Below are 22,666 nucleotides of genomic sequence, written 5' to 3'. Positions count from 1 at the left end.
CTCAACATGCGAAGCCCGGAGCAACCGGTACGCGGTTGGAATGTCTAAGGCGAGGTCGATCGATCGGCCCGCGCGTTCCAGCCCATCAATAATTTCGATCTGGCGGCAATATGCTTGTCCCTCAGCGCAACGTGGCGCTCAGCCTGAGCTAGATGTGTGCCCGGACAAGCCGAAGGTCCATCCGGATAGCATACGCCTAATCAGGCCACTCTAAAGAACAAAACAGGCCACTGTGGTCGGAACCGGCCAGCGCCGCCCGTGGGGTACTGAATGAGGCCACCTGCTCTGGCGACTTAGGACACCTCGAATTGAGTGCTCCTTTGGCGCAATCCTCATCCGAGGCGGATAGGCGTACAGTCTAACCGCCTTCGGGCTCGAATCATCTAGCCCCGGAGCCCGTCGAGCAGGCGACCTCGCCATATGTAAGAGTATTGGCGGGGCCGCTGCTCCTCTGAGCGCAGGGCCAACGAAGCGGCTTTATTCTGCGGCGTCTTGGACGGTGCGGATCAGCTCAGCTCTGTTGGCTAGATCTTCGTAATTCTTGGCCACATTCCGGAGTGATTGCGCGACCTGTTTGTGCTCGCAGTTATTGGCCTTGGTGCGGAACTCCTCCGCGCGATCCCGCCAGTACTTCGGCGGATGCATACGCTCGATACCCATGAGCGACCCCCTGTTTGGCTGCTCACGTCATTAATGGACGCTCAGTCCATGCGTTCCCCTTCCACAGGCCCAAATAGCACAAAATCAAACCTGAGTCAGGACGCCGCGGGTCAATACGGGCAGTACCGGACGCCAACTGAGGCGGCCTTACTCTTTGGCTTCCGGGTGGAGTTCAGCTTTCTTCGCCAACAGCTCGGCAATCAGCTCGGCTATGCCGTCTAGCGTGATCTTGTCGGTGATGCGGGACAGCAGCGCCTTGTAGTGCTCAATCTTCTCGTCAAGCTCGCTGCACTTCTCACACATCGTCGGCTCCGCAAACGACGATACTTAATCGAAGAAGTATAAAGGCGGTTCCTAGGAAGAACCTTGCGAGGCTCGCACGGTTGCTTTTTTAACCTCGCCAGCGCACCAGTTGAGAAGTCATGTCCGCTTTGCTCCTCGGAAGCAGACATCCCGGACGATGAGTCTCCTCAGTTCAAACCATCAGGCCCCGCGAGCAGGCGCAGCACGATCGCAAACAGTTCGTTCTGCGAGGAAATGCCGAGCCGCTGATAGGCGCGCTTGCGGTAGGTCAGGGTCGAATGCAGGCTGATGCCGAGTCCTTTCGAGATCGCCTCGGAGCTGAAGCCGAGCAGGATGCGGCGGCAGACCTCCTGCTCGCGCGGCGTCAGCGCGGACAATGGAGCGCGCGTTGCGAACAGGGCGGCGAGGTTCTGGTCGGGCGCTGCGGCCTGCTGGAAGTGACGCGCGACGCTGGCGCCGATCGCCGGCGCGATTGTCTGCAGCCGCGCGCGCTCGACATCGCCGAAGCGCCCCTGGGACGTGATGCGATAGAAATTGACATAGAAGCAGGTGTCGCCGTTCCAGATCGCGGTGGCGCATTTGTCGACGATGCCGGAATCCTGAAAGAAGATTTTCCGATAGCGCGCACCGTACATGCGCGGCGCGAACGACGGCAGCATGATCGGCGCACCGCCATCGCCCTCGAACAGCGCATCGCGGTTCGGATCGGATTCGTGAAACTGCCCGGCATACGCGGCGCCGAGATCGCCGCCGATCGGGATGTTGCCGGCATCGAGCAGGCAACTCGCCGCGCCGGCGCGGCTCAGCGCGAACACCATGCAGTGACCGACCCCGGCCTGCCGGCGCAGCGTGTCGATCAGGACCTTCGGAAAGTCGGACCGGCCGATGGCGAGCACTGCGGGCGTGACGTCGCCGGCCGCCAAGCCGGAGCCTGCCCCCTGGGAACGCATCGCTTCCTCCGTCAGATGCCTTTTGCCGGAGGATAGCAGCAAGGAAATTCTACCGGAAGCCGGCGTAGGCAGCGGCTGCGATCAACTGAGCCGGTTCACCAGCCCGCGCCTACCTAAGTATGTGCCCTTCATACCGGTGCGCAATGGCGCGATCCGAGTGCCTGATGCTACCAATCAATCCGGAGTGAAAAGCAACGGAACCGGTCTTGCGAGCCGGCAGTTGCGGGGCAAGGTCGGCGGCGTCGTGCCCGCCGGCCTTTCTCGACCTTTTGGATTTTACGCATGATCTATCCGGAAAACCGCTTCGCACTTTTCCGGATCATGCTTTAGCGGCGCGTCGCCGCTCAACTGGTGTCCGCTGCCACGCTTGGCCGGAGAGTACGCCATGAGAAACATCGCAGATCTCCTGATGCGGTTTTGGCAAGAGAGCCAATCCACATCGAATCCCGAGGTTGCGGCTATCGCCGAAAACCGGGATCGATCCAGCATGGCTGATTTTGTCCGGATCCTGCAGTCCTACGATCAAGCCCAGTACGGCAGAAGCTAAAGCGGACTGGCTTGCCCACACCGGGGTTCTCGCTTGCGCAGACACCCTCTCTCGCAAGCAGAGAGGGAGCGCTCCTCCCTCGTTGCTGCATCAGCCCACCGGCCCCAATGTCCAATCGTCTCCTGAAAGCGGGCTCACTTTCACGTCCTTGATGACGCCCCGCTCCAGGCTCGGATCGAAATGGCGCATCGTGCGCTCGTTGAAGTCGATGATCCGGCCGGGCCTGAGCGGTCCCACGTCATTGATCTTGACGATGACCTTCTTGCCGACGGCCTCGACGAGGGCATATTTCGGCCTCTCGCCAAATAGCACCCCACCAAATTTCCTGCGCAAGCTCGTCTTGATGGCAGCCGTCCAGCCAGAGGGATCATAGCGCTCGCCGGAAGCTGTCCTCGGACCGCCCTCCTCCTTGCCGGGCTTGAACGGATTGTACATGGATGCAGCGCCGACCACCGTGCTTCCGGAGGCGGCATCGACGACGTTTGAGTGAACTCCCCGCGTTTCACCCCGGGCAACGGCAACGGAAACGGCAAGCGCGATCAGGGCGCCGCAGATTGCGGCGCTCGAGCGGAACAGCATCATATCTCCTGTGATTTTCGATCGTCGGTTCCCGACGTCGCAAACGGGGCAAGCGAACGCAGGCGCGTTCATGAAGCTTGCACCGGTGTTTTACGGAATCGCGCCAACCCCTTGGCTATGGAACCGTCGCGCGAACCAGAGTGGTTCCCACGAAGTGTTTTAAGTTGCCGCCGGTTAAGACAGAGATTGCGTCAGCAACATGACCTGTCGAACGGCCTATTCCGCCGCCGTCTTGGCTGGTGCGACATTGATCGCGAGCTTGCCGTAGCGATCCGTGAAAGCCTCGGTGTCGATCTCTTCGAGCTTGATCTCGCCGCTCATCACGCCCTGCTTCCACGCAGCCTGCGCCGGATCGTTCCGGAATTCCGGCATCACCTCGCGGCCGAACAGCTCGAGCGATTCGCAAATGTGCTCGTGGCTGTTCTTGCCGGCCTGGTTGAGCAGGATGACCTGATCGATGTGCGAGGTCTGAAAGCGTTTCAGTTTCTTTCGGATCGTCTCGGGCGAGCCGATCAGGCCGCCGCGCAGCGCCGCCTCCTGCGCTTGCGGGTTGTCGCGCTTCCACCTGTTGTACTCGTCCCACATGTTGACGGTGTAGGGCGCGGGACGCTGTCGGTTCTGCGAGGCGCCGTAGAAGCGTAGCGCGAACTGAAAGAAGGTGGCGCCGTCGGCGCGGGCGCGCGCTTCTTCGTCGGTCTTGGCGCACATGAAGAACGAGACCAGCGCCATGTTCGGATTGATCTCTTAATCGGCAAGCTTGTGCAGCCGCTTTGTCACGGCGTTGTAGTAGGCGTGCACCCAGGCGTGTGCGGCATCGGCGCTGACGAACTGGAAGCCGAGCGCGCCAAAGCCGTGACGGCCGGCGCGCTCGATGGTCGGCAATTGCGAGCAGGCCATCCACAATGGCGGATGCGGCTTCTGCACGGGCTTCGGCACAACGTTGCGCAAGGGGATGTCGAAATACTTGCCGTGATGCTCGGACCCTGCGTCTTTGAACATCGGGAAGATCGCGGCGACGGCCTCCTCGAACACCTCCTTCTTGGTCTCCATGTCACGGCCGAACGGCGTCAGCTCGGTGATCGAGGCGCTCTCGCCCATGCCGAATTCGCAGCGGCCGTTGGAGAGCAGATCGAGCACCGCGACGCGCTCGGCAACGCGCGCGGGATGGTTGGTGGTGAGCTGGAGGATGCCGTGGCCGAGGCGGATGTTTTTCGTGCGCTGGCTTGCAGCTGCGAGGAAGGATTCCGGCGAGGGCGAGTGGGAGTATTCTTCGAGGAAGTGATGCTCGACGACCCAGGCGTGGTCGTAGCCGAGCTTGTCGGCGAGCTCCATCTGCGAGAGCGCGTTCTGGTAGAGGGCGAGCTCGTCCCCCGCGGCCCAGGGCCTCGGCAGCTGCAGCTCGTAGAAGATGCCGAACTTCATGACGCCTCTCCCAGTTTTCTTGCCCGCTTGTTGTTGCGGGCATCTTAATGGGCGAGGCGGCGCTGTCCATGGAGCGGCAATTCCGCCGCGCGGGAGACCCGATCCTTCGGCTGTAGGTCGCAATCAGCAGCCTTTCGGCGGGGTGCTGCGACATCCGCGCAAACCGATGAATTGATCCAGATCAACGCGTTAGCGATCCTGCTGCATCTAAGGTGCGGCAAGGCAACGGCCCGGATGCCGTCCCAATTCCCATAGAATTTCAGAGAGACCGAATATGTCGGGCCCTGACGACACGACCTCGCGCGTGCGCCGTAGGCGCATGGAGATTTTCGCCTTCCTGTTCCTGACCGCGGTCGTGATGCCGGTCCTCGCGGTCGGAACGGTCGGCTCCTACGGCCTCGGCGTCTGGATCTACCAGATGTTCGCCGGTCCTCCCGGCCCGCCACCCTCCCCGCATTGATTCCGACAAGCGAAAGACAGCCATCATGGCCCAGGGCTTACTCAACAAGGCCACACTCAACCGCCGCGCATTGATCACCGGCCGGGTGCTCAGCACCGAGGGCGTCATCTCCCCGCCTGGCTGTGAGATCGCCAGCATCGTCGTGCAGGCGCGGCCCGAGCGTCTTTCCGAGCTGGAAGCCGAGATCGCCGCGCTCCCCGGCTGCGAAATTCATGGACGGGATCCACGCGGAAAACTCGTCGTCGTGACCGAGGCGCCGGACACCGGCAGCCTCGGCACCCTGCTCAACACCATCCAGTCGCTGCGCCACGTCTATTCCGCGGCGCTGGTCTTCCACGCCATCGAAACGACTTAAGGGCCGGAGAGCCATCATGACATCGCCGAAGCTCGACCGCCGCCAGATGCTGAAGCTCGAGGCCGCCGCGATCGCGGCCGCCGCTGCCGGCATGCCCGCGCCCTCGCTTGCCGCCAATCTCGTCACCGAGCGCGACAACAGCGAGTTGAAATGGGACAAGGCCGCCTGCCGATTCTGCGGCACCGGCTGCTCCGTGATGGTCGCGACCAAGGACAACCGCGTCGTCGCCACCCATGGCGACATCAAGGCCGAGGTCAATCGCGGCCTCAACTGCGTCAAGGGCTACTTCCTCTCCAAGATCATGTACGGCCACGACCGTCTGACGCAGCCGATGCTTCGCAAGACGAACGGCAAATACGACAAGAACGGCGACTTCACACCCGTGTCCTGGACCGAAGCCTTCGACATCATGGAGGCGAAGTGGAAGGAGGCGATCAAGAAACGCGGGCCGAACGGCGTCGCCATGTTCGGCTCCGGCCAGTGGACGATCTGGGAGGGCTATGCGGCCTCGAAGCTGTTCAAGGCCGGCTTCCGCACCAACAACATCGATCCCAACGCGCGGCACTGCATGGCCTCGGCGGTGGCCGGCATGATGCGCACCTTCGGCATCGACGAGCCGGCCGGCTGCTACGACGACATCGAGGCCACCGACGCCTTCGTGCTGTGGGGCTCCAACATGGCGGAGATGCATCCCATCCTGTGGACGCGCCTCGCCGACCGCCGGCTCTCCGCGCCGCATGTCCGCGTCGCCGTGCTCTCCACCTTCGAGCACCGCTCGTTCGACCTCGCCGACATCGGCATGGTGTTCGTGCCGCAGACCGATCTCTACATCCTCAACGCCATCGCCAACCACATCATCACGACCGGACAGGTCAACAAGGATTTCGTCAACGCCCATACCATCTTCAGGCGCGGGCAGACCGACATCGGTTATGGCCTGCGGCCCGAGCATCCGCTGCAGAAGAAGGCCACGGGCGCGGCCAAGGCCAACGACTCCACCGAGATGAGCTACGACGAGTTCGTCAAGTTCGTCTCCGACTACACGCTGGAGAAGGCGGCAAAAATGTCCGGCGTGCCGCTCAACCGCTTGGAGGCGCTGGCCGAGCTCTACGCAGATCCCAAGACGAAGGTGGTCTCGTTCTGGACCATGGGCTTCAACCAGCACACCCGCGGCGTCTGGTGCAACAACCTCGTCTACAACATCCATCTCCTGACCGGAAAGATCTCCTCGCCCGGCAACAGCCCGTTCTCGCTAACCGGCCAGCCCTCGGCCTGCGGCACCGCGCGCGAGGTCGGCACCTTCTCGCACCGCCTGCCCGCCGACATGGTCGTGACCAACAAGGCCCATCGCGATCACGCCGAGCACATCTGGCAGCTGCCCGAAGGCACCATTCCCGACAAGAACGGCGCCCACGCCGTGCTGCAAAGCCGGATGCTGAAGGACGGGCTGATCAATGCCTATTGGGTGCAGGTCAACAACAACCTGCAGGCCGGCCCCAACGCCAACGAGGAAACCTATCCGGGCTTCCGCAACCCCGACAATTTCATCGTGGTCTCGGACGCCTATCCGACCGTGACGGCGCTTGCCGCCGACCTGATCCTGCCGACCGCGATGTGGGTGGAGAAGGAAGGCGCCTATGGCAATGCCGAGCGGCGCACGCAGTTCTGGCACCAGCTCGTCAATGCGCCGGGCGAGGCCAAATCCGACCTCTGGCAGCTCATGGAGTTTTCCAAGCGCTTCAAGACCGAGGAGGTGTGGCCGGAGGAGCTGATCGCCAAGAAGCCGGAGCTGCGCGGCAAGACGCTGTTCGACGTGCTCTACAAGAATGGCCAGGTCGACAAGTTTCCTGTTGCGGAGATCGAGGAGGGCTACGCCAACGAGGAATCCAAGGCGTTCGGCTTCTATGTTCAGAAGGGCCTGTTCGAGGAATACGCCCAGTTCGGCCGCGGCCACGGCCACGACCTCGCGCCGTTCGAGAGCTATCACAAAGAGCGCGGCCTGCGCTGGCCGGTGGTGAATGGCCAGGAAACGCGCTGGCGCTTCCGCGAGGGCAGCGACCCCTACGTCAAGCAGGGCACCGACGTGCAGTTCTACGGCTATCCGGACGGCAAGGCGCGCATCTTCGCGCTGCCTTACGAGCCGCCGGCGGAATCGCCCGACAACGAATATCCCTATTGGCTCTCGACCGGCCGCGTGCTGGAGCACTGGCATTCCGGCACCATGACGCGCCGCGTGCCCGAGCTCTACAAGGCATTCCCCGAGGCGGTCTGCTTCATGCATCCCGACGATGCGCAGGACATGAAGCTGCGCCGGGGCGACGAGGTGAAGGTGGTCTCGCGCCGCGGCTTCATCCGCGCCCGCGTCGAGACGCGCGGCCGCGACCGGCCGCCGCGCGGTCTCGTGTTCGTGCCCTGGTTCGACGAGTCCAAGCTGATCAACAAGGTGACGCTGGACGCCACCGATCCGATCTCGCTGCAAACCGACTTCAAGAAATGCGCCGTGCGTATCGAGCGGGTGAACCTGTCATGATGAAACGATTTGGCATAGCCGTGCTCGCGGTCGCGATCGCGGCCGGCGCGAGCTCGCTGACCGCGCAGACGGTGACGTCGGGCCTGCGCGGCGCGACCCCGCTCAACGACGAGGGCCCGGCGCCGCCGATGCTGCCGAACCGCAACACCTCCGAGCGGGAGTCGCGCAATTATCCGGAGCAGCCGCCGGTCATCCCGCACACGATCGACGGCTACCAGATCGACCTCAACGGCAACAAATGCCTGTCCTGCCACGCGCGGGCGCGCACGGCGGAATCGCAGGCGCCGATGGTCTCGATCACGCATTTCATGGACCGCGACGGCCAGTTCCTGGCCTCGATATCGCCGCGCCGGTTCTTCTGCACCGAATGCCACGTGCCGCAGAACACCGCGACGCCGCCGGTCAGCAACGATTTCACCGACATCGACACGCTGCTGTCGCGCGCAAGCCCCGGTGGCCGGCGATGACGACGACTGCTGACGGGCCCAATGAAAAGCTGGAGCAGGAGCTGAAGGCCAAGCGCGGCTTCATCGCGCGAAGTTCGGACTTCGCGCTCGAGCTCTGGGGCGTGCTGACGCGGCCGAGCACGGTGTTTGCATTGGGCACACTGGTGCTGGCTGGCTTCATAGCCGGCGTGATCTTCTGGGGCGGCTTCAACACCGCGCTGGAGCTCACCAATACCGAGAAATTCTGCACCGGCTGCCACGAGATGAAGGACAACGTCTACGCCGAGCTAAAGTCGACCATCCATTTCACCAACCGCTCCGGCGTGCGCGCGACCTGCCCGGATTGTCACGTGCCGCACAACTGGACCGACAAGATCGCGCGCAAGATGCAGGCCTCCAAGGAGGTCTGGGGCAAGATCTTCGGCACGATCGACACGCGAGAGAAGTTTCTCGACCACCGCCTCGAGCTCGCCGCGCATGAATGGGCGCGCTTCAAGGCCAACGACTCTCTTGAGTGCCGCAACTGTCACAGCGCCGATTCCATGGACATCACCAAGCAGTCGCCGCGGGCCTCGGTGGCGCACCAGCGCTTCCTGTTCACCGGCGAGAAGACCTGTATCGACTGCCACAAGGGCATCGCCCACCACCTGCCCGACATGCGCGGCGTTCCGGGCTGGCAGTAAGGCAGTCCGCGCTTGGTGAGGTCCGAGCAAGCACCTTCGAGACGGCTGCTTCGCGGCCTCCTCAGGATCAGGCTGAGCGGGATCTTTGCCCTCTGAAACCGCTGCCGCGCACGCCGTCCTCATCCTGAGGGCCTGCCGAAGGCGGGCGTCTCGGAGGATGGGCCACGGGACGTGTCTTGAGATGCGGTTGCCCTGCGCTTGAACCGCCAGGGCGAATGGTTAGTTTTGGGAGGACGGCGAATCGCCTCGTTTCGCCCTTTCAAGACAGATATGGCCACCTTCACCCCGCATCAGGACGCCGCGCTCAAGGCCGTTGGCGACTGGCTGAAAGCAAAACCCGGACGAGGCGGCACGCCGCCGGTGTTCCGCCTGTTCGGCTTTGCCGGCACCGGCAAGACCACGCTGGCGCGCCACATCGCAGAAGGCGTCGACGGCGAGGTGAAGTTCGCCGCCTTCACCGGCAAGGCGGCGCTCGTGATGCGCAACAAGGGCTGCGACCAGGCCTCCACCATCCACTCGCTGATCTACCGCGCCCGCGAATCCGGCGAGGAGCAGCCGAGCTTTGAGTTGTGGGACGACGCGCCGGCGTCCAAGGCCAAGTTGATCGTGATCGACGAATGCTCCATGGTCGATGCCGAACTCGGCCGCGACCTGATGTCGTTCGAATGTCCGCTCTTGGTGCTGGGCGATCCCGCGCAGTTGCCGCCGATCCAGGGCGGCGGCTTCTTCACCAATTGCGAGCCGGACGCGATGCTGACCGAGGTGCATCGCCAGGCCCAGGACGATCCGATCGTGCGGATGTCGATGGACGTGCGCGAGGGCCGCGAGCTCGACATCGGCCGTTACGGCGAGAGCGAGGTGGTGTCGCGCAAGGAGCTCGACCCTGATCGCGTCATGGGCGCCGACCAGGTGCTTGTCGGCCGCAACAACACGCGGCGCGCGTACAACATGCGGGTGCGCCAGCGGCAGAACATCGAGGATCAGTTTCCCGTCGCCGGCGACAAGCTGGTGTGCCTGCGCAACAACCGCAAGAAGGGCCTGTTCAACGGCGGCCTGTGGCGCGTCAAGTCGCGCAATACCTCGCGCTCGAAATCGCGCATCCTGTCGATGCGGCTCTCGCCCGACGAGGATTTCGGGCACAAGGTGACGAAGGTGTCGGTGCGCGCCGATTGCTTCGAGGGCGGCATCGAGCAGATCGCCTGGGAGCAGCGCAAGCCCTATGACGAGTTCGACTACGGCTACGTGCTGACGGTGCACAAGTCGCAGGGCTCGCAATGGGACGACGTCGTGCTGTTCGACGAGAGTTTTGCGTTTCAGGACTCCAGGGCACGGTGGCTCTATACCGGAATCACGCGGGCGGCGAAGCGGTTGAGCGTGGTGGTGTGACTAAGGTGACGCGCCGCGCAATGCATTCACCATGCGCTAGGCTTTGATGTGTATCACCATGCGATCCGCATGGGGCACGCGCATGAACACCGGAAGACCCGACTACCTCAACACGTTTGATCAGGCCCGCGCGAGCCGTCGCGACGTTCTGAAAGCTTCCGGCGTCGCGGCTGGTACATTCGCTGCCTCGCTCGCCGCGCCGGCGATCGCGCAGTCCGCGCCGCTTCGCATCGAGCACTCCGAGAAGCCGGTGCGGGTCTCGAAGGAACGCCTGAATGCGCTCGCGGCAAAATTCTATGGCGTGTTCAACGAACACGACATCCTGCCCAAGGACTTCTCCGAAAAGCATGCCGCGCACCACGACGTCGAGCTGCGCCGTATCGTCACCTTCACGCGCGTACCGGAAACCGGGGAGCGGGTGAAGGTGAGCGCGCTCGTCGCACTCCCCGTCGGCATCAGAGGTGCGTTGCCGGTCGTGTCCTGGCAGCATGGCACGATCCTGTCGTTCGACCAGGTTCCGTCGAACCTGCTGCACCTCGGCGATGAGAACTATCAGCTCCGCGACAATGTCGACTCGCTGGAGACGCTGTTCAACATCCAGCGCTTCGCCGGCAACGGCTATGCCGTCATCGCCGCCGACTACATCGGCAAGGGCCCCTATCGCGACGGTCGCGGCGAGGCCTATGCGGTCAAGGCTGCCACGGTGCAATGCTGCCTCGACGTGCTCGCTGCCGGGTTGCGCGAGCTGCGAACGGCCGGCCTCCGCCCATCGGCGCTGTTTCTGAACGGCTGGTCGCAAGGCGCGCTGAACACGCAATGGCTGAAGCAGGAGATGCAGCGCCGCAGCATGAAGGTGACGGCGACCGCCGTGCAGAGCCCCTTCAACAATCTGGCCGAAAGCTTCCATTACTGGGTGAACCCGGCCTCTTATATTCCAGCCACCGAGACGTCTTATCCGATGCCTCCGGCCTGGATCACGCCCTGCCTGATCGTGCTGCTCGGAAGCTATCGCCGGTATTGCGGCTTGAGCGATCTGTTCAAGACCGCGATCAAGCCGCAATACCAGGCGTTCGCGGAAAAATACTGGGCAGACTATAGCTTGGCGGGCGAGACCGCGAGCAGCGTTCCTCCGGCAGCCGATTTCCCGGTGGATGGGCTGTTCGAGCGCTTCACCACGGAGACCAACAGCCGGCTGCTGCGCCGGCTCGGCAACAATGGCGCGACCTTCTGGGGCTACGATTCCCCGATCCGCTTCTATTATGGTTTGGCGGACGAGGCGCTGCACCCGCGCCTGGTGAGGCCGGCGGTCGCCGCTGGCGGGCGTTTCGCGAATGGCGTTCCGGTCGGCGGCGCCAGCCATCGCGTCACCTTCCTGGCGAGCCTCTATGGCGATAGCACCACGCTGAACGGACAATCCACGGCGTTCGACTGGTTCAATTCGCTGCTGTGAGGGCGCGCCGCTCCAGCGGCCTCACGCAGTCGTGTCTCTCCTTCTGTAACAATCGCCCGCTCGTTCCGTATCTCCGATGTCCGAAATCGCCGGGCAGGCTGTTCGCCCGCCGCTAACCGCCTTAGACTGTCAGGCCTTCCGAAAGAGGATCCGCCATGAGCCGACCTGTCCTGTTGTCCCTGCTCGCCGCCACCGCCGCCGCGACACTGGCCTTCGCCATGCCGTCACGGGCCGCCGAGGACGCGGTCGTGATCCCCGCTCCCGCCATGGACGCGGCGCCGGCAACCGGCATCCAGACCGCCGTGGTCGCCGGCGGCTGCTTCTGGGGCGTGCAGGGCGTCTTCCAGCACACCGCCGGCGTCGTCAACGCTGTCTCCGGCTATGCCGGCGGCACCAAGGCGACCGCCGACTACCAGAGCGTCTCGAGCGGCCGGACCGGCCACGCCGAGTCGGTCGAGATCAAGTTCGACCCGAAGAAGATTTCCTACGGCAAGATTCTCCAGATCTACTTCTCGGTGGTGCACGATCCGACCCAGCTCAATCGCCAGGGCCCCGACACCGGCACGCAATATCGCTCGGCCATCTTCACCACCTCCGACGAGCAGAAGAAGGTGGCGGAGGCCTATATCGCCCAGCTCGACAGCGCCAAGGTGTTCAATAGGCCGATCGTGACCAAGGTCGGCGCGCTGGAGGCGTTCTATCCGGCCGAGGCCTATCACCAGGATTATCTGACGCTGCACCCGAACCAGCCCTACATCGCCTACAACGACCTTCCGAAGGTCGAGAACCTGAAAAAGCTGTTCGCGGATAACTACATCGAGAAGCCGACGCTGGTCAGTGCCAGCAAGGCGACCAACTGATCGAAAGATCGCAAGAGAAACGGGAGACCCATGCCCGACACCAAGGCGAAAACCACCGACGACAAAGTCATCAAGAGCGAGGAGCAGTGGCGGCGCGAGCTGACGCCGATGCAGTACGCGGTGCTGCGCGAGAAGGCGACCGAGCGTCCCTTCACGGGCGAGTACGAGCATGACCACCGCGCCGGCACCTATGTCTGCGCCGGCTGCGGCAATGTACTGTTCGAGTCCGATGCCAAGTTCGATTCCGGCTGCGGCTGGCCGAGCTTCACCCAGCCCGCCGTCGAGAGCCATATCGACGAGGAGCGGGACTTGAGCCACGGCATGATCCGCACCGAGGTGCTGTGCTCCAAGTGCAGCGGCCATCTCGGCCATGTCTTTCCCGACGGTCCCGGTCCGACCGGCCTGCGCTATTGCATCAACTCGGCGGCGCTGAAGCTCGAGCCGAAATAATTATTGCGCATCATTGGGTTCCCCAGTGAAACCCGATGACACTCATGTGCTTTTCTCTCCTGGCGGTGGGGCCGATGCGCACAGTCCGCCGGCCGCCAGGGAGGATGCCATGACGCTTGGGACCATCCTGATCATCCTGGTGATCATCTATCTCTTGGGCGGCTGGTCCGGCCGGATCGGCGGCTACGGCTACGGCATGGGCCATTCCGGCATGGGAATCGGCGGCGTCGTTCTGGTGGTGCTGATCGTGCTGTTGCTTCTTGGCAAACTGTAAACCATTCAAGTCATTGCAATTACTGGATTTCTCGCGCCTGCGGGGCTGCCATGCATGGATTCATCATTTCCCGCCGCAGGGGTCGCAATTCCGTCAAATCGGCCTATATTAAAGAGCGAAAATGACATGTGCGGCGGGCTCGCTCGATTGCGGCCCCTGCCCTCCCAAACCCCACGCGCTTGAAGCCCCAGAGAAGATCACGAGGTCTTTGACCATGCGTCCACTGCGTCCGTTCAACTTCAACACTTCCGCCGAACTGTTCCCCGCCGCGATCCGCAAGAAGAAGCGCGCCGGCTTCACCTATCGCCGGTTCGGCACCGCGGCCGAGGCCGTGCAGTTCGCGATGGAGCAGTTGCCGACGGATTCACTGAACGGCGCCTATCTCCAAGTCGAGGAAGCGCGCTTCGACCAGAACGGGATCCGTTCGCTCTATGAGAGCGACGCCTTCCCGCTGCCCCGCCGTCCCAAGCCGGCGCAGGCCGCCGAGACCGACGCCGACGCGGCGTAAGTTTCTTCGCAAGCCTCCGATGTGCGCAGGAAGCGCGATGGCCGAACGGTCGTCGCGCTTTTTGCGTTTTGGTTCTCCCTCCCCCCGCTTGCAGAAACAAGGCGAACTCTTGTGCCCTGGACGCAGTGCAGCGCTCCTTCAGCGGTGCGCTGCAGAGCCGGGGCCCGCGCATCAACGTCACTTGCGGCTTTCCTGGGTCCAGGCTCTGCGGCGCAGCGCCTACGCGCTGCACCTTGTCCGGGACAAAAAAGAGGGGAGCCAGAGGGGGCAAACAGCCTTACATCCGCGGCTGCTTGTCGAGCCAGCGGCGGAGCAGGCGCACGTTGCGCATGTTGGCGCGGAACATGACGTCGAAGGCGTCGCCGGCGAACGGCACCATGCCGACCACGCCATCGACCGCGACATTGCCGAGCATCCGCGCGGTGATGTACCAGGGCGCGCCCAAGGCGCGCGCCTCGCGCACCAGCCACAGCGAGATCGCAGTGGTGATGATGTCGCCGACGACAGGGATCAGCCCGATTAGCCCGTCGATGCCGTAGCGGATATTGGTGCCGGGCAGGATGAAGGCGACGTCGAGCAGTTTGGCGATCGCCTCGAGCCGCGCGATGCGCTGCTCACGGGTGAGACTGCCGAACGGGCTGCCGGCGAACGGATTGTCCTTGCCGAACTCGAAGCGAAACTCGCGAAACCCCTGATCCAGCGTCTCGGGGCGGATCTCATGCCCCTCCTGGTCGATGATCGGCCCGCGCGCCTCGCGGTCCGAAAAACCCGCGCGCGAGCGCCCTCCCGAACGGGATTTGCGCGGAGCAAGGATGTCGTCATCGGACATGGTCATGGTCTCTGGAGAACGCAACGGCGTGACGGAGGTTGCTGCCGCGCTCGAACGTCGCGCGCTCAGGTCGGGGCCGCTGCCGGTTGCGGCTCCTCGATATATCTATGCACGAGCCAGGATGAAATCACGGCCGGCACGAGCCCGACCAGGCCGTACAGGATGAACTGAACCACGCCGGAATCCGGCCCGCGCGAGCTGTAGGTCAGCGAGGCAAGGAGGAAGGCGAACAGGCCGACCAGCAGCATGCGCACGACCGGGCCGATCCGCCTGACATGGAGCAGGATGTCGTCGACCGCCCCGATCATCAGCGAGGGCAGGAAGCCGAACAGGTAGCTGTATTGCAGGGTCTTGAAGAACACCGCGAACAGCTTGCCGACCTCGCCGAGGCTGGTCTGGGCCCAATAGCCGGACTGGTAGGTGGTGGTCAGCAGCAGGAGAAACCCGCCGACGAACGGACCGACCAGCGCAAACACCAGATAGCGTTTCATCGAACCCCTCGTTACTCCACCTCGTTATAGCAGCGCCGCGGGAACCTTGAACAGCAGGCGCGGGCCCCTCCTCAAGGGGAACAAGTGGCAAGGCGCCGAGTTCAGACAGGACCTGAATCATTGCTGCCGGATTGGAGCCGCCAATGTCCCGCAAACTTGTCTTGGCGACGATCACGCTGGTTGCCATGAGCGGCCTGTCTCCCGCTCTTGCGCAGGGCCACATGGGCACGCCGCAGGAGCAGAACGCGTGCTCCCGGGACGCCTCGCGGCTCTGCCGCAAGGACCTCGGCAATGACAGCGCGGTGCAAAGCTGCCTGCAAGCCAACCGCGCCAAGCTGTCGCGCGCCTGCAGCAAGGTCTTCCAGAGCCACGGCATGTGAGGATCGAGCCCCTGCGGAGATCGGCGATGTCAGACATGCTGCGCGACGAGCAACTATCGATCCTCAGGGACATCAGCCAATCGGTTGCCTTCGCCGACGATCGGCACGGCAAGATCGGCGAGCTGATTGCGGGCGGCTATGTGATGAAGGACGGCGATCTGTTCGAGCTCACGCCAAAAGGCGTCAGCGCCCTCGAGGAACACGCCGCCGCGCTCGGCGCTGATGATGCGGACGACGCGGACGCATCGTCGGATCGGCCGATGTGACCCGCGCATTGCTGCCTTCCGCGTGACGTGCGCGCAACAACTGCGAATTCCTTCTCGTTGACCATTGCAGCTGCGTGACAATGGCGCATACTCGAATCGGGCGGCGCAGCACTTTTCGATTCGGACATCAGGAAATCGAGCGACCACATGCGGGAGTAAGCTCCCGGCGTGAAGGCTGTGACATGCGGCAGATCAAGCCGCGTGCGGCGCCCCAAAATCAAAGTGGCTCAAGCCCTAGGGAACTCGGGGACCATTCTACATGTCACGCTATCACACCATCGTTTCGCTATTCGCCTTCACCGCCGCCATCGCACTCCAGACGTCACCCGGCCTTGCCTTCTCGTCCGAAGCACAGCAAATGTGCTCCGCCGACGCGATGCGGTTGTGCTCTGGTGAAATCCCGGACATCCCCAGGATCACTGCCTGCATGGTCCGGAACAAGTCGCGTGTCAGCCCCGGCTGCCGCGCCGTGATGGACCGCGAGCACGCGGCGGCCGCAGCCGCGCGCAAGCGGGAAGCGGCGGCGCAATAAGCGGGCGGCCGACAGCGTCGAGCAGCGGCGGGTGCGACAACGCGCGCTCGCCGCGCGTCCGGCCTCACGGGAAACATTGTCGGGTTCCCGACATTGATCCGTTTCGAACGAGCAATCGGAGCGGATCATGGCTTCACGGACATTTGGAACGCTGGTCGCGATCGTCCTTGACGGCATCATCACGCCGGCCCTTGCGCAAGGCACAAGCGGAGCTGCCGCCGGCTCGGGCGGCACCGGTTCCGCGGGCGCGGCGGCCGCGGGTTCAACGGGCGCCTACGGGAACGGAGCCTATGGTGCCGGCACTTATGGCGCGTACAGCGGGACCAGCACCATCAGGCCGGCGACCAATTTAGGACCGACGGGCAGCACCAGCGGAACCACAGGCGGCACGAGGGGAACGACGGGCACCACAGGCGCAATCGCGCCGCCGAGGAAGGCGACGAACTATTTCGTGCCGTCCGATCCGTCGCTCGTTGGCCCGAGCGCGACGGCGTCCGCTCAGAGGAGTACGGCCATCAACGGTTCGAACACGGCACCGGGAGCGGACCAATCAACGGGTGCCGTCGGTGCGGCCGGGGTCGGCGTCGGCCATACCGCCAACGGGCAACCGATCGGCAGCTCCGGCTCGGGCCTTGGCTCGCCGGAAAATCCAATCGGCTCGACGTCGAAGTAGTTGGGCTAGTCGCCCCACTGCGCGAAGGCGTCGTTGAAGGCGCGCTCGCCCGGGGCGCCCTTCTCGATGGCGATGATGGCGCGGCGCTGGTTGGCGTAGACCAGCGGCACGTCGAACCATGAGCGCTCCTTCAGGAGCTGGACGTTGCGCGCGCGGTCGGCATCGACATTGGAGAGGCCGACCAGGAAAAAGCCGTCGGTGACCTTGACCGCGAGGCCGGCGAGCGGCGTGCCGCGCGCCTGCTCGTTCGACTTCATCAGGATGCCCGGCACGTTGGAGACGCTGCCGCCCGAAAAATCCGGCGGCAGGATGAAGGTCAATTCCGCGGTGTGGCTCGCCGGCAGCGACGAGTCGGTGTTGCGGCGGAACGACATCGTCATCTTGAACTTGCGGTCGGGGATCTCGATGTCGGCGCGCACGGCGACGTCGGCCTTCTGGTTGCCCGACGCCTTGATCGGCTCGAGCCGCCACACCACCGAGCCGACATATTGCTTGCCCTTCGGATCGGACGGATCCTCGTCGTACAGGACGACCTTCTGCGCCACCGGCGCGACCGGCTGGTCACTGGCGGAGGGCTGGCCGACCCGATCCGGGATCTTCGGCTTGCTCTGCGGCTGTGACTGATCCTTCGGCGCCTCCACCACCTGGGTCGGCGAGGACTTGAACAGATTGGTCGCGGTCTGGACCAGCTGCTTGCCCCAGAGGATGCCGGCGCCGACCAGGATCAACACGATGCCGATGGCGATCGCGCTCTTGAACGGGAACATCGAGCCGGTGCGGGCGCGCTTCTTGGCGTCGCGCTCCGGCCCGATGCGCGGACGCGGCGACGGTGGCGTGTAGCCCTCGGCCTCCTCCACCGACTCGTCGTAGGAATAGGGCGCGTCCTGCTCGCCGGCGCGGTTTTCCAGGCTCGGCTCCAGCCGGTCGAATTCCGGCGAGGGCGAGGGCACGTTGGCGTAGGTGCGGCGCGCGGCACGGTTGGCCTGCGCAGCGGCCCTCCCGAGATCGTTGGCGTCGGCGGTGATGTCGCGGAAGCCGCGCACGCCCGGCGCGGGCGGCAGCGGCGGCGGTCCGATGTCCGGCGGACGGCGCCCGCCGGCGCGATCGCGCCCGGCCTGCGGAGGTGCCGGCGGCTCCGGCATCGGCGGAGCGGGCGGACCCGGCTGGCGCGGGGCGTCGAAACGCGGCGCCCGCGGCGGACGCTGGGCATCGCCCTGGTCATCGGCATTGAAGGACGGACGGTCGGCCCGCGGCGGCGGCGGGGCCGGACGGGTGCGGGGCGGGCTACCCGGCTGAGGCCCGGCCGCATTGCCCTCGGCGGCGCGGGTGCTGGCTCTCCGGAAGGCATCGCCGCTGCCGCCGCGCCCACCGCCGCCACCGGGCCGCGAGGCCTCGCGGGCGCGCTGGGCGGCCTCGGATTCGACCTTGCGAACCGCCTCTTCCAGCGACAGCCGCTCGCGGGTGATCTCGGATTCGGAGAGCGGCGGCTGCACGCTGCGCAGCTGCGCGATCAGCGCCGTGCGCGCGCGCTCATAGAGCGCACGACGGCTTTCGCCGGGAGCGTTGGGGTCCAGGGCGGCAATAGCGCGGGCGATCAGCGGATAGTAATCAGCCATTTCTACTCAACTATACGCGCCTCCCGGTAAGATATCGTTAAGCCTCAAACGGATTTTGCACCAGGATAGTATCTTCACGTTCAGGGCTGGTGGAAAGCAGCGCGACCGGACACCCCACCAATTCCTCGATCCGGCGGACATATTTGATGGCCTGGGCCGGCAGGTCGGCCCAGGACCGCGCATTGGCGGTCGGCTCCTTCCAGCCCTCGATGGTCTCGTAGATCGGCTCGACCCGGGCCTGGGCGCCCTCGCCGGCCGGGAAATGGTCGATCTCCTTGCCGTCGAGCTTGTAGCCGGTGCAGACCTCGATCGTGTCGAAGCCGTCGAGGATGTCGAGCTTGGTCAGCGCCAGGCCATTGATGCCGCAGGTGCGGACCGCCTGGCGGACCAGCACGGCGTCGAACCAGCCGCAGCGGCGCGGACGACCGGTGTTGGTGCCGAACTCGCGGCCGCGCTCGCCGATCTTGCGGCCGGTCTCATTGTCCTGCTCGGTCGGGAACGGGCCCTGGCCGACACGGGTCGTGTAGGCCTTGCACAGGCCGAGCACGTAGCCGACGGCGCCCGGCCCGAGGCCGGCGCCGGTCGCGGCCTGCGCCGCCACCGTGTTGGACGAGGTGACGTAGGGGTAAGTGCCGTGGTCGACGTCGAGCAACGCGCCTTGCGCGCCCTCGAACAGCATGCGCTTGCCGGCGCGCCGCTCGATATCGAGCAGCCGCCACACCGTTTCCGCATAGGGCAACAGCTGCGGCGCCAGCGCGCTCAGCTCCTTCAGGATCTCCTTGCCGTCGAACTCCGGCAGGTTGAGACCACGGCGCAGCGCGTTGTGATGCGCCAGCAGCCGGTCGATCTTGTGCGGCAGGGTGTCGAGGTCGGCGAGGTCCATCAGGCGGATGGCGCGGCGGCCGACCTTGTCCTCATAAGCCGGGCCGATGCCGCGGCGGGTCGTGCCGATCGCGGTCGCCGCGCTCGCGGATTCGCGCAACGCATCGAGCTCACGGTGCAGCGGCAGGATCAGGGTGACGTTCTCGGCGACACGCAGATTGTCGGGGGAGACCGAGACACCCTGCGCACGCAGCTTGGTGACCTCGTCGAGGAAGGCGGCGGGATCGAACACCACGCCGTTGCCGATCACGGAGAGCTTGCCCTCGCGCAGCACGCCCGAGGGCAACAGCGCGAGCTTATAGGTCTTGCCGTTGATCACCAGCGTATGGCCGGCGTTATGACCGCCCTGGAAGCGGACGACGATGTCCGCCTGCTCCGACAACCAGTCGACGATCTTGCCCTTCCCTTCGTCGCCCCACTGGGCGCCGACGACGACAACATTGGCCATTCGCGGGTAATCCTTCGAAGATTTCTCTGTAGGTGGCACGATCCGAACGGAAAACCGGGACCCACTTTTCCTAAGATCGTGCCTAGCGCCCAGCCCTATTCCCGGCCCAAGGCCGTTCGCACGCGAGGCAACCCCACCGGATAAAGGAAGCGGCCCTTCTAGGCAAGCAAGAACGGGGCTTTTTCGGGCCCCGGAGGCCGGCCCAAGCCTTTGATATCCCCTTAAAATCTCGCAACCTTGGCGGCCGGCGCCACACCTTCGACCAAAGCGTGAGAAGCCGCCTTCGCCGCTGCATGGTCGCGATGCACCCGCCCCAGGTTGATGCAACCGCGATTTCCGTGTCTTTGGGCCAGGCCGGGCGATCAGCCGGCCCTGCTATCGCCGGGTCGGGGCCCCGGCGCATGACGCGGGGCCATAACAATCACAATGACCGCCACCGGGCAGACCACGGGCACCGAGACCTCCGGTCACAACTGGATTGCCAACCAGCCTTATCTGCTGCTCAGCATCACCGCGCTGTGCTGGGCCGGCAACGCCATCGTCGGGCGCCTGGCCGCCGGCCACATCCCGCCGGTAACGCTTTCGTTCCTGCGCTGGACCTTCGCCTTCGTGCTGGTGCTGCCGTTCGCCTGGAAGCACCTTGCCCAGGACTGGCCCGCGATCCGGGGTCGGCTCGGCCTCATGATCACGCTCTCGATCATCGGCATCGGCGCCTTCAACACGCTGCAATATTGGGCGCTGGAGCATACCCAGGCGCTCAACACGCTGCTGCTGCAATCGGCCGCGCCGCTGCTGGTGGCGCTGTGGTCGCTCGCCATCCTCGGCGTCCGCCTCACCGCAGGCCAGGCGTTCGGCGTGCTGCTGTCGATGTGCGGCGTGCTGACCATCCTGCTGCAAGGCGATTTCACCGCGCTGTCGAACATCGCGTTCAACAAGGGCGATCTCATCTTCATCGTCGCGCTCATCTTCTTCGCGCTGTATTCGGTGCTGACCCTGAAGCGGCCGCCGATGCACGGCCTGTCGTTCCTCGCCTTCACCTTCGGCGCAGGCGCGGCGTGTCTGATTCCGCTGGAGATCTGGGAGCTGTCGGCGCGCCCGGTCATGAAGCTCGACGGGCCGAACCTCCTGACGCTGTTCTATGTCGCCGTGTTTCCTTCGACGCTCGCCTATCTCTGCTTCAATCGCGGCGTCCGCCTGATCGGCGCCAACCGCGCCGCGCCGTTCTTCCATGTCGTGCCGGTGTTCGGCTCGATCATGGCGATGGCGTTCCTGGGCGAGCACCCGCAGGCCTTCCACTTTATCGGATTTGCGCTGGTGCTGTCGGGCGTGTTCGTGGCGTCGAGGAAGCAGGCGAGTTAATTCGCCCTCGTCGGGCGGGCAACGCGAAGCGTGCCCGCCATGCCAGCCGCAACGGAGAGGATGGCGAGCACGGCGCGCGAAGAGCGCGCCTTCGCCCACTCTTAACGATCTGTCAGACGCGGAGAGACTGTCAGGCCTTCGATGTTCAACATATTAACCGCCAATGACACCTCCGCAGCTGGTGCACGCATTGTAGCATTGCGGCGGCGTGACTTGTGTCATATCGGCGATCCGGCGCAAGCTCGTTGCCAACGCCAATGACGATCGCTTCGCCCGCGCCAAAGGCCGCCAATCCGGCCAGTTGGCTCAACAACCAGCCTTATCTGCTGCTCAGCCTGAGCTCGCTGTTCTGGGCCGGCAACATCGTGCTCGCGCGCCATGTCGGCGCGCATGTGCCGCCGCTGACGGTGACTACGATCCGCTGGTTCGGCGTGTTCCTGATCCTGCTGCCGTTCGCCTGGCCGCATCTGAAGCGCGACTGGCCCGCCCTGCGCAACAGCCTGCCCCTCATGCTGTTCCTCTCGCTGGTCGGCTTTGCCTTCAACAACGCGATCTCGTACTGGGCGCTGCAATACACGGAGGCGCTGAACGCGCTGCTGATCCAGTCGGCAGGTCCCCTGTTCGTGGCGCTGTGGTCGCTGGTGCTGTTCGGCGTCGGGCTGACCGGAGCACAACTCGCCGGCATCGCGATCTCGCTGCTCGGCGTGCTGATCATCATCCTGCGCGGCGATCTCGCCGCACTCGCCGGCATCAGCTTCAACAGGGGCGACCTCATGTTCGCCTCCTCGCTGGTGGCATTCGGAATCTACTCCGCCTTCATCCCGCGCCGGCCGAAAGTTCATCAGCTCTCGTTCCTGTCCTTCACCACCTGCTGCGGCGCGATGATGCTGCTGCCGACCGCGATCTGGGAAGCCAGGAGCGGCAGCGCGCTGCAATTCGACAGCGTGACGCTGATGACGCTCGGCTACATCCTGATCTTCCCCTCGACGCTCGCCTATCTCTTCTTCAACCGCGGCGTCGCGCTGATCGGCCCGAACCGCGCCGCGCCGTTCTTCCATCTGGTGCCGGTGTTCGGCTCCGCGATGGCGATCCTGCTGCTCGGCGAAAAGCTGCAGCCGTTTCATCTGATCGGCTACGCCCTGGTGCTCGCCGGCGTCATCATCGCCTCGCGGCAGGGCTCTGCGGTAAAGTAATTCCGCGCCGCGGGCGCACGACAAGTCTCGTGTCCCGAGCGGGGCGCAGCACGCGGTGATGCGCTGCTGAACCGGGAGCCAGCTTGCCGCGGCATGGGCCCCGGCTCTGTAGCGCACCGCTTCTGGACGATGCT

General features: G+C 64.6%; 25 protein-coding genes and 1 pseudogene. 17 read left to right on the top strand and 9 right to left on the bottom strand.

Annotated features, from left to right (window positions below; genetic code table 11):
- Nucleotides 1-477: 477 nt before the first annotated feature.
- From AC5V87_RS06065 to AC5V87_RS06045, 5 genes and pseudogenes are all read right to left on the bottom strand, one after another.
- The gene (locus AC5V87_RS06065) at nucleotides 478-660 is read right to left on the bottom strand and encodes a hypothetical protein (RefSeq protein WP_495370275.1); all 183 of its coding nucleotides are present in this window, start codon (nucleotides 658-660) and stop codon (nucleotides 478-480) included.
- A gap of 147 nt (nucleotides 661-807) precedes the next feature.
- The gene (locus AC5V87_RS06060; RefSeq protein WP_456840904.1) at nucleotides 808-963 is read right to left on the bottom strand and encodes a hypothetical protein; all 156 of its coding nucleotides are present in this window, start codon (nucleotides 961-963) and stop codon (nucleotides 808-810) included.
- A 167-nt stretch (nucleotides 964-1,130) separates the two neighbouring features.
- Nucleotides 1,131-1,913, bottom strand: coding sequence for a helix-turn-helix transcriptional regulator (locus AC5V87_RS06055; protein ID WP_456840905.1), 783 nt, complete (start codon nucleotides 1,911-1,913; stop codon nucleotides 1,131-1,133).
- A 637-nt stretch (nucleotides 1,914-2,550) separates the two neighbouring features.
- Nucleotides 2,551-3,042 carry a septal ring lytic transglycosylase RlpA family protein gene (locus AC5V87_RS06050; protein WP_495370274.1) on the bottom strand — a complete coding sequence of 164 codons (492 nt, stop codon included), beginning with the start codon at nucleotides 3,040-3,042 and terminating at the stop codon, nucleotides 2,551-2,553.
- 213 nt (nucleotides 3,043-3,255) lie between these two features.
- A pseudogene (locus AC5V87_RS06045) lies at nucleotides 3,256-4,461 on the bottom strand (LLM class flavin-dependent oxidoreductase).
- A gap of 274 nt (nucleotides 4,462-4,735) precedes the next feature.
- Here AC5V87_RS06045 and napE point away from each other — a divergent pair.
- The 11 genes from napE (at nucleotide 4,736) to AC5V87_RS05990 (ending at nucleotide 13,863) form a co-directional block, all read left to right on the top strand.
- The gene (gene napE, locus AC5V87_RS06040; protein ID WP_456840906.1) at nucleotides 4,736-4,921 is read left to right on the top strand and encodes a periplasmic nitrate reductase, NapE protein; all 186 of its coding nucleotides are present in this window, start codon (nucleotides 4,736-4,738) and stop codon (nucleotides 4,919-4,921) included.
- Nucleotides 4,922-4,946: 25 nt separating this feature from the next.
- On the top strand, nucleotides 4,947-5,276 hold the full coding sequence (locus tag AC5V87_RS06035) for a chaperone NapD (protein WP_456840907.1): 330 nt from the start codon (nucleotides 4,947-4,949) through the stop codon (nucleotides 5,274-5,276).
- Nucleotides 5,277-5,292: 16 nt separating this feature from the next.
- Entirely contained in the window at nucleotides 5,293-7,806 is a 2,514-nt protein-coding gene (napA, locus tag AC5V87_RS06030; RefSeq protein ID WP_495370273.1) for a nitrate reductase catalytic subunit NapA, read from the top strand.
- The gene (locus AC5V87_RS06025; RefSeq protein WP_456840909.1) at nucleotides 7,803-8,273 is read left to right on the top strand and encodes a nitrate reductase cytochrome c-type subunit; all 471 of its coding nucleotides are present in this window, start codon (nucleotides 7,803-7,805) and stop codon (nucleotides 8,271-8,273) included. Before napA ends, AC5V87_RS06025 begins: the two co-directional genes overlap by 4 nt.
- Nucleotides 8,270-8,935, top strand: a complete 666-nt coding sequence (locus AC5V87_RS06020) for a NapC/NirT family cytochrome c (RefSeq protein WP_456840910.1) — start codon at nucleotides 8,270-8,272, stop codon at nucleotides 8,933-8,935. The genes AC5V87_RS06025 and AC5V87_RS06020 overlap by 4 nt, the downstream gene beginning before the upstream one ends.
- Before the next feature lie 270 nt (nucleotides 8,936-9,205).
- Complete coding sequence (locus AC5V87_RS06015; RefSeq protein WP_495370272.1) at nucleotides 9,206-10,321, top strand: ATP-dependent DNA helicase; 1,116 nt, start codon at nucleotides 9,206-9,208, stop codon at nucleotides 10,319-10,321.
- Between the two features lie 82 nt (nucleotides 10,322-10,403).
- A complete protein-coding gene (locus AC5V87_RS06010) occupies nucleotides 10,404-11,771 on the top strand; it encodes an alpha/beta hydrolase family protein (RefSeq protein WP_495370271.1) in 1,368 nt (455 codons plus the stop codon).
- Between the two features lie 155 nt (nucleotides 11,772-11,926).
- Entirely contained in the window at nucleotides 11,927-12,631 is a 705-nt protein-coding gene (msrA, locus tag AC5V87_RS06005) for a peptide-methionine (S)-S-oxide reductase MsrA (RefSeq protein ID WP_456840913.1), read from the top strand.
- Between the two features lie 30 nt (nucleotides 12,632-12,661).
- Nucleotides 12,662-13,081: a peptide-methionine (R)-S-oxide reductase MsrB gene (gene msrB, locus AC5V87_RS06000; RefSeq protein WP_495370270.1), complete on the top strand. Its 420-nt coding sequence runs from the start codon at nucleotides 12,662-12,664 to the stop codon at nucleotides 13,079-13,081.
- 109 nt (nucleotides 13,082-13,190) lie between these two features.
- Nucleotides 13,191-13,355 (top strand): DUF3309 family protein, encoded by a 165-nt coding sequence (locus AC5V87_RS05995; RefSeq protein ID WP_235543602.1) that lies wholly within the window; start codon nucleotides 13,191-13,193, stop codon nucleotides 13,353-13,355.
- A 214-nt stretch (nucleotides 13,356-13,569) separates the two neighbouring features.
- Nucleotides 13,570-13,863, top strand: a complete 294-nt coding sequence (locus AC5V87_RS05990; protein ID WP_456840915.1) for a hypothetical protein — start codon at nucleotides 13,570-13,572, stop codon at nucleotides 13,861-13,863.
- A 277-nt stretch (nucleotides 13,864-14,140) separates the two neighbouring features.
- On the opposite strand, the gene AC5V87_RS05985 is transcribed toward AC5V87_RS05990, so the two are convergent.
- Both AC5V87_RS05985 and AC5V87_RS05980 read right to left on the bottom strand, forming a co-directional pair.
- On the bottom strand, nucleotides 14,141-14,698 hold the full coding sequence (locus AC5V87_RS05985; protein ID WP_456840916.1) for a DUF4112 domain-containing protein: 558 nt from the start codon (nucleotides 14,696-14,698) through the stop codon (nucleotides 14,141-14,143).
- Nucleotides 14,699-14,757: 59 nt separating this feature from the next.
- Nucleotides 14,758-15,183, bottom strand: coding sequence for a DUF5413 family protein (locus AC5V87_RS05980; protein ID WP_456840917.1), 426 nt, complete (start codon nucleotides 15,181-15,183; stop codon nucleotides 14,758-14,760).
- Nucleotides 15,184-15,326: 143 nt separating this feature from the next.
- Between AC5V87_RS05980 and AC5V87_RS05975 the strand changes: the two genes are divergently transcribed.
- From AC5V87_RS05975 to AC5V87_RS05960, 4 genes are all read left to right on the top strand, one after another.
- Nucleotides 15,327-15,563 (top strand): hypothetical protein, encoded by a 237-nt coding sequence (locus AC5V87_RS05975; RefSeq protein ID WP_456840918.1) that lies wholly within the window; start codon nucleotides 15,327-15,329, stop codon nucleotides 15,561-15,563.
- Between the two features lie 35 nt (nucleotides 15,564-15,598).
- Nucleotides 15,599-15,829, top strand: a complete 231-nt coding sequence (locus AC5V87_RS05970; protein ID WP_495370269.1) for a hypothetical protein — start codon at nucleotides 15,599-15,601, stop codon at nucleotides 15,827-15,829.
- A gap of 259 nt (nucleotides 15,830-16,088) precedes the next feature.
- Nucleotides 16,089-16,361, top strand: coding sequence for a hypothetical protein (locus tag AC5V87_RS05965; protein ID WP_456840920.1), 273 nt, complete (start codon nucleotides 16,089-16,091; stop codon nucleotides 16,359-16,361).
- Nucleotides 16,362-16,488: 127 nt separating this feature from the next.
- On the top strand, nucleotides 16,489-17,034 hold the full coding sequence (locus tag AC5V87_RS05960; protein WP_495370268.1) for a hypothetical protein: 546 nt from the start codon (nucleotides 16,489-16,491) through the stop codon (nucleotides 17,032-17,034).
- A 5-nt stretch (nucleotides 17,035-17,039) separates the two neighbouring features.
- Here AC5V87_RS05960 and AC5V87_RS05955 read toward each other — a convergent pair whose 3' ends face one another.
- Nucleotides 17,040-18,650, bottom strand: coding sequence for a hypothetical protein (locus AC5V87_RS05955; RefSeq protein ID WP_495370267.1), 1,611 nt, complete (start codon nucleotides 18,648-18,650; stop codon nucleotides 17,040-17,042).
- A 37-nt stretch (nucleotides 18,651-18,687) separates the two neighbouring features.
- Nucleotides 18,688-19,980: an adenylosuccinate synthase gene (locus AC5V87_RS05950; protein ID WP_456840923.1), complete on the bottom strand. Its 1,293-nt coding sequence runs from the start codon at nucleotides 19,978-19,980 to the stop codon at nucleotides 18,688-18,690.
- Between the two features lie 426 nt (nucleotides 19,981-20,406).
- On the opposite strand from AC5V87_RS05950, the gene AC5V87_RS05945 reads away from it, so the two are divergent.
- Nucleotides 20,407-21,339, top strand: a complete 933-nt coding sequence (locus tag AC5V87_RS05945; protein WP_495370266.1) for a DMT family transporter — start codon at nucleotides 20,407-20,409, stop codon at nucleotides 21,337-21,339.
- A 257-nt stretch (nucleotides 21,340-21,596) separates the two neighbouring features.
- The gene (locus tag AC5V87_RS05940) at nucleotides 21,597-22,532 is read left to right on the top strand and encodes a DMT family transporter (protein ID WP_495370265.1); all 936 of its coding nucleotides are present in this window, start codon (nucleotides 21,597-21,599) and stop codon (nucleotides 22,530-22,532) included.
- The last annotated feature ends 134 nt before the right edge of the window (nucleotides 22,533-22,666 follow it).

The sequence above is a fragment of the Bradyrhizobium sp. SOJA106 genome, from assembly GCF_059448745.1.
This window is presented reverse-complemented; position numbering and strand designations above follow the sequence as displayed.

Coding starts and splice junctions, on each gene's coding strand:
- AC5V87_RS05990 (WP_456840915.1), top strand. CDS start 13,570: ATGCGTCCACTGCGTCCGTTCAACTTCAACACTTCCGCCGAACTGTTC.
- AC5V87_RS05985 (WP_456840916.1), bottom strand. CDS start 14,698: ATGACCATGTCCGATGACGACATCCTTGCTCCGCGCAAATCCCGTTCG.
- AC5V87_RS05950 (WP_456840923.1), bottom strand. CDS start 19,980: ATGGCCAATGTTGTCGTCGTCGGCGCCCAGTGGGGCGACGAAGGGAAG.
- AC5V87_RS05975 (WP_456840918.1), top strand. CDS start 15,327: ATGTCCCGCAAACTTGTCTTGGCGACGATCACGCTGGTTGCCATGAGC.
- AC5V87_RS05940 (WP_495370265.1), top strand. CDS start 21,597: ATGACGATCGCTTCGCCCGCGCCAAAGGCCGCCAATCCGGCCAGTTGG.
- AC5V87_RS05980 (WP_456840917.1), bottom strand. CDS start 15,183: ATGAAACGCTATCTGGTGTTTGCGCTGGTCGGTCCGTTCGTCGGCGGG.
- AC5V87_RS06055 (WP_456840905.1), bottom strand. CDS start 1,913: ATGCGTTCCCAGGGGGCAGGCTCCGGCTTGGCGGCCGGCGACGTCACG.
- AC5V87_RS06020 (WP_456840910.1), top strand. CDS start 8,270: ATGACGACGACTGCTGACGGGCCCAATGAAAAGCTGGAGCAGGAGCTG.
- AC5V87_RS05945 (WP_495370266.1), top strand. CDS start 20,407: ATGACCGCCACCGGGCAGACCACGGGCACCGAGACCTCCGGTCACAAC.
- AC5V87_RS05970 (WP_495370269.1), top strand. CDS start 15,599: ATGCTGCGCGACGAGCAACTATCGATCCTCAGGGACATCAGCCAATCG.
- AC5V87_RS06050 (WP_495370274.1), bottom strand. CDS start 3,042: ATGATGCTGTTCCGCTCGAGCGCCGCAATCTGCGGCGCCCTGATCGCG.
- AC5V87_RS06065 (WP_495370275.1), bottom strand. CDS start 660: ATGGGTATCGAGCGTATGCATCCGCCGAAGTACTGGCGGGATCGCGCG.
- msrB (WP_495370270.1), top strand. CDS start 12,662: ATGCCCGACACCAAGGCGAAAACCACCGACGACAAAGTCATCAAGAGC.
- AC5V87_RS05955 (WP_495370267.1), bottom strand. CDS start 18,650: ATGGCTGATTACTATCCGCTGATCGCCCGCGCTATTGCCGCCCTGGAC.
- AC5V87_RS06060 (WP_456840904.1), bottom strand. CDS start 963: ATGTGTGAGAAGTGCAGCGAGCTTGACGAGAAGATTGAGCACTACAAG.
- AC5V87_RS06035 (WP_456840907.1), top strand. CDS start 4,947: ATGGCCCAGGGCTTACTCAACAAGGCCACACTCAACCGCCGCGCATTG.
- msrA (WP_456840913.1), top strand. CDS start 11,927: ATGAGCCGACCTGTCCTGTTGTCCCTGCTCGCCGCCACCGCCGCCGCG.
- AC5V87_RS06025 (WP_456840909.1), top strand. CDS start 7,803: ATGATGAAACGATTTGGCATAGCCGTGCTCGCGGTCGCGATCGCGGCC.
- napA (WP_495370273.1), top strand. CDS start 5,293: ATGACATCGCCGAAGCTCGACCGCCGCCAGATGCTGAAGCTCGAGGCC.
- AC5V87_RS05965 (WP_456840920.1), top strand. CDS start 16,089: ATGTCACGCTATCACACCATCGTTTCGCTATTCGCCTTCACCGCCGCC.
- AC5V87_RS06010 (WP_495370271.1), top strand. CDS start 10,404: ATGAACACCGGAAGACCCGACTACCTCAACACGTTTGATCAGGCCCGC.
- AC5V87_RS05960 (WP_495370268.1), top strand. CDS start 16,489: ATGGCTTCACGGACATTTGGAACGCTGGTCGCGATCGTCCTTGACGGC.
- AC5V87_RS05995 (WP_235543602.1), top strand. CDS start 13,191: ATGACGCTTGGGACCATCCTGATCATCCTGGTGATCATCTATCTCTTG.
- AC5V87_RS06015 (WP_495370272.1), top strand. CDS start 9,206: ATGGCCACCTTCACCCCGCATCAGGACGCCGCGCTCAAGGCCGTTGGC.
- napE (WP_456840906.1), top strand. CDS start 4,736: ATGTCGGGCCCTGACGACACGACCTCGCGCGTGCGCCGTAGGCGCATG.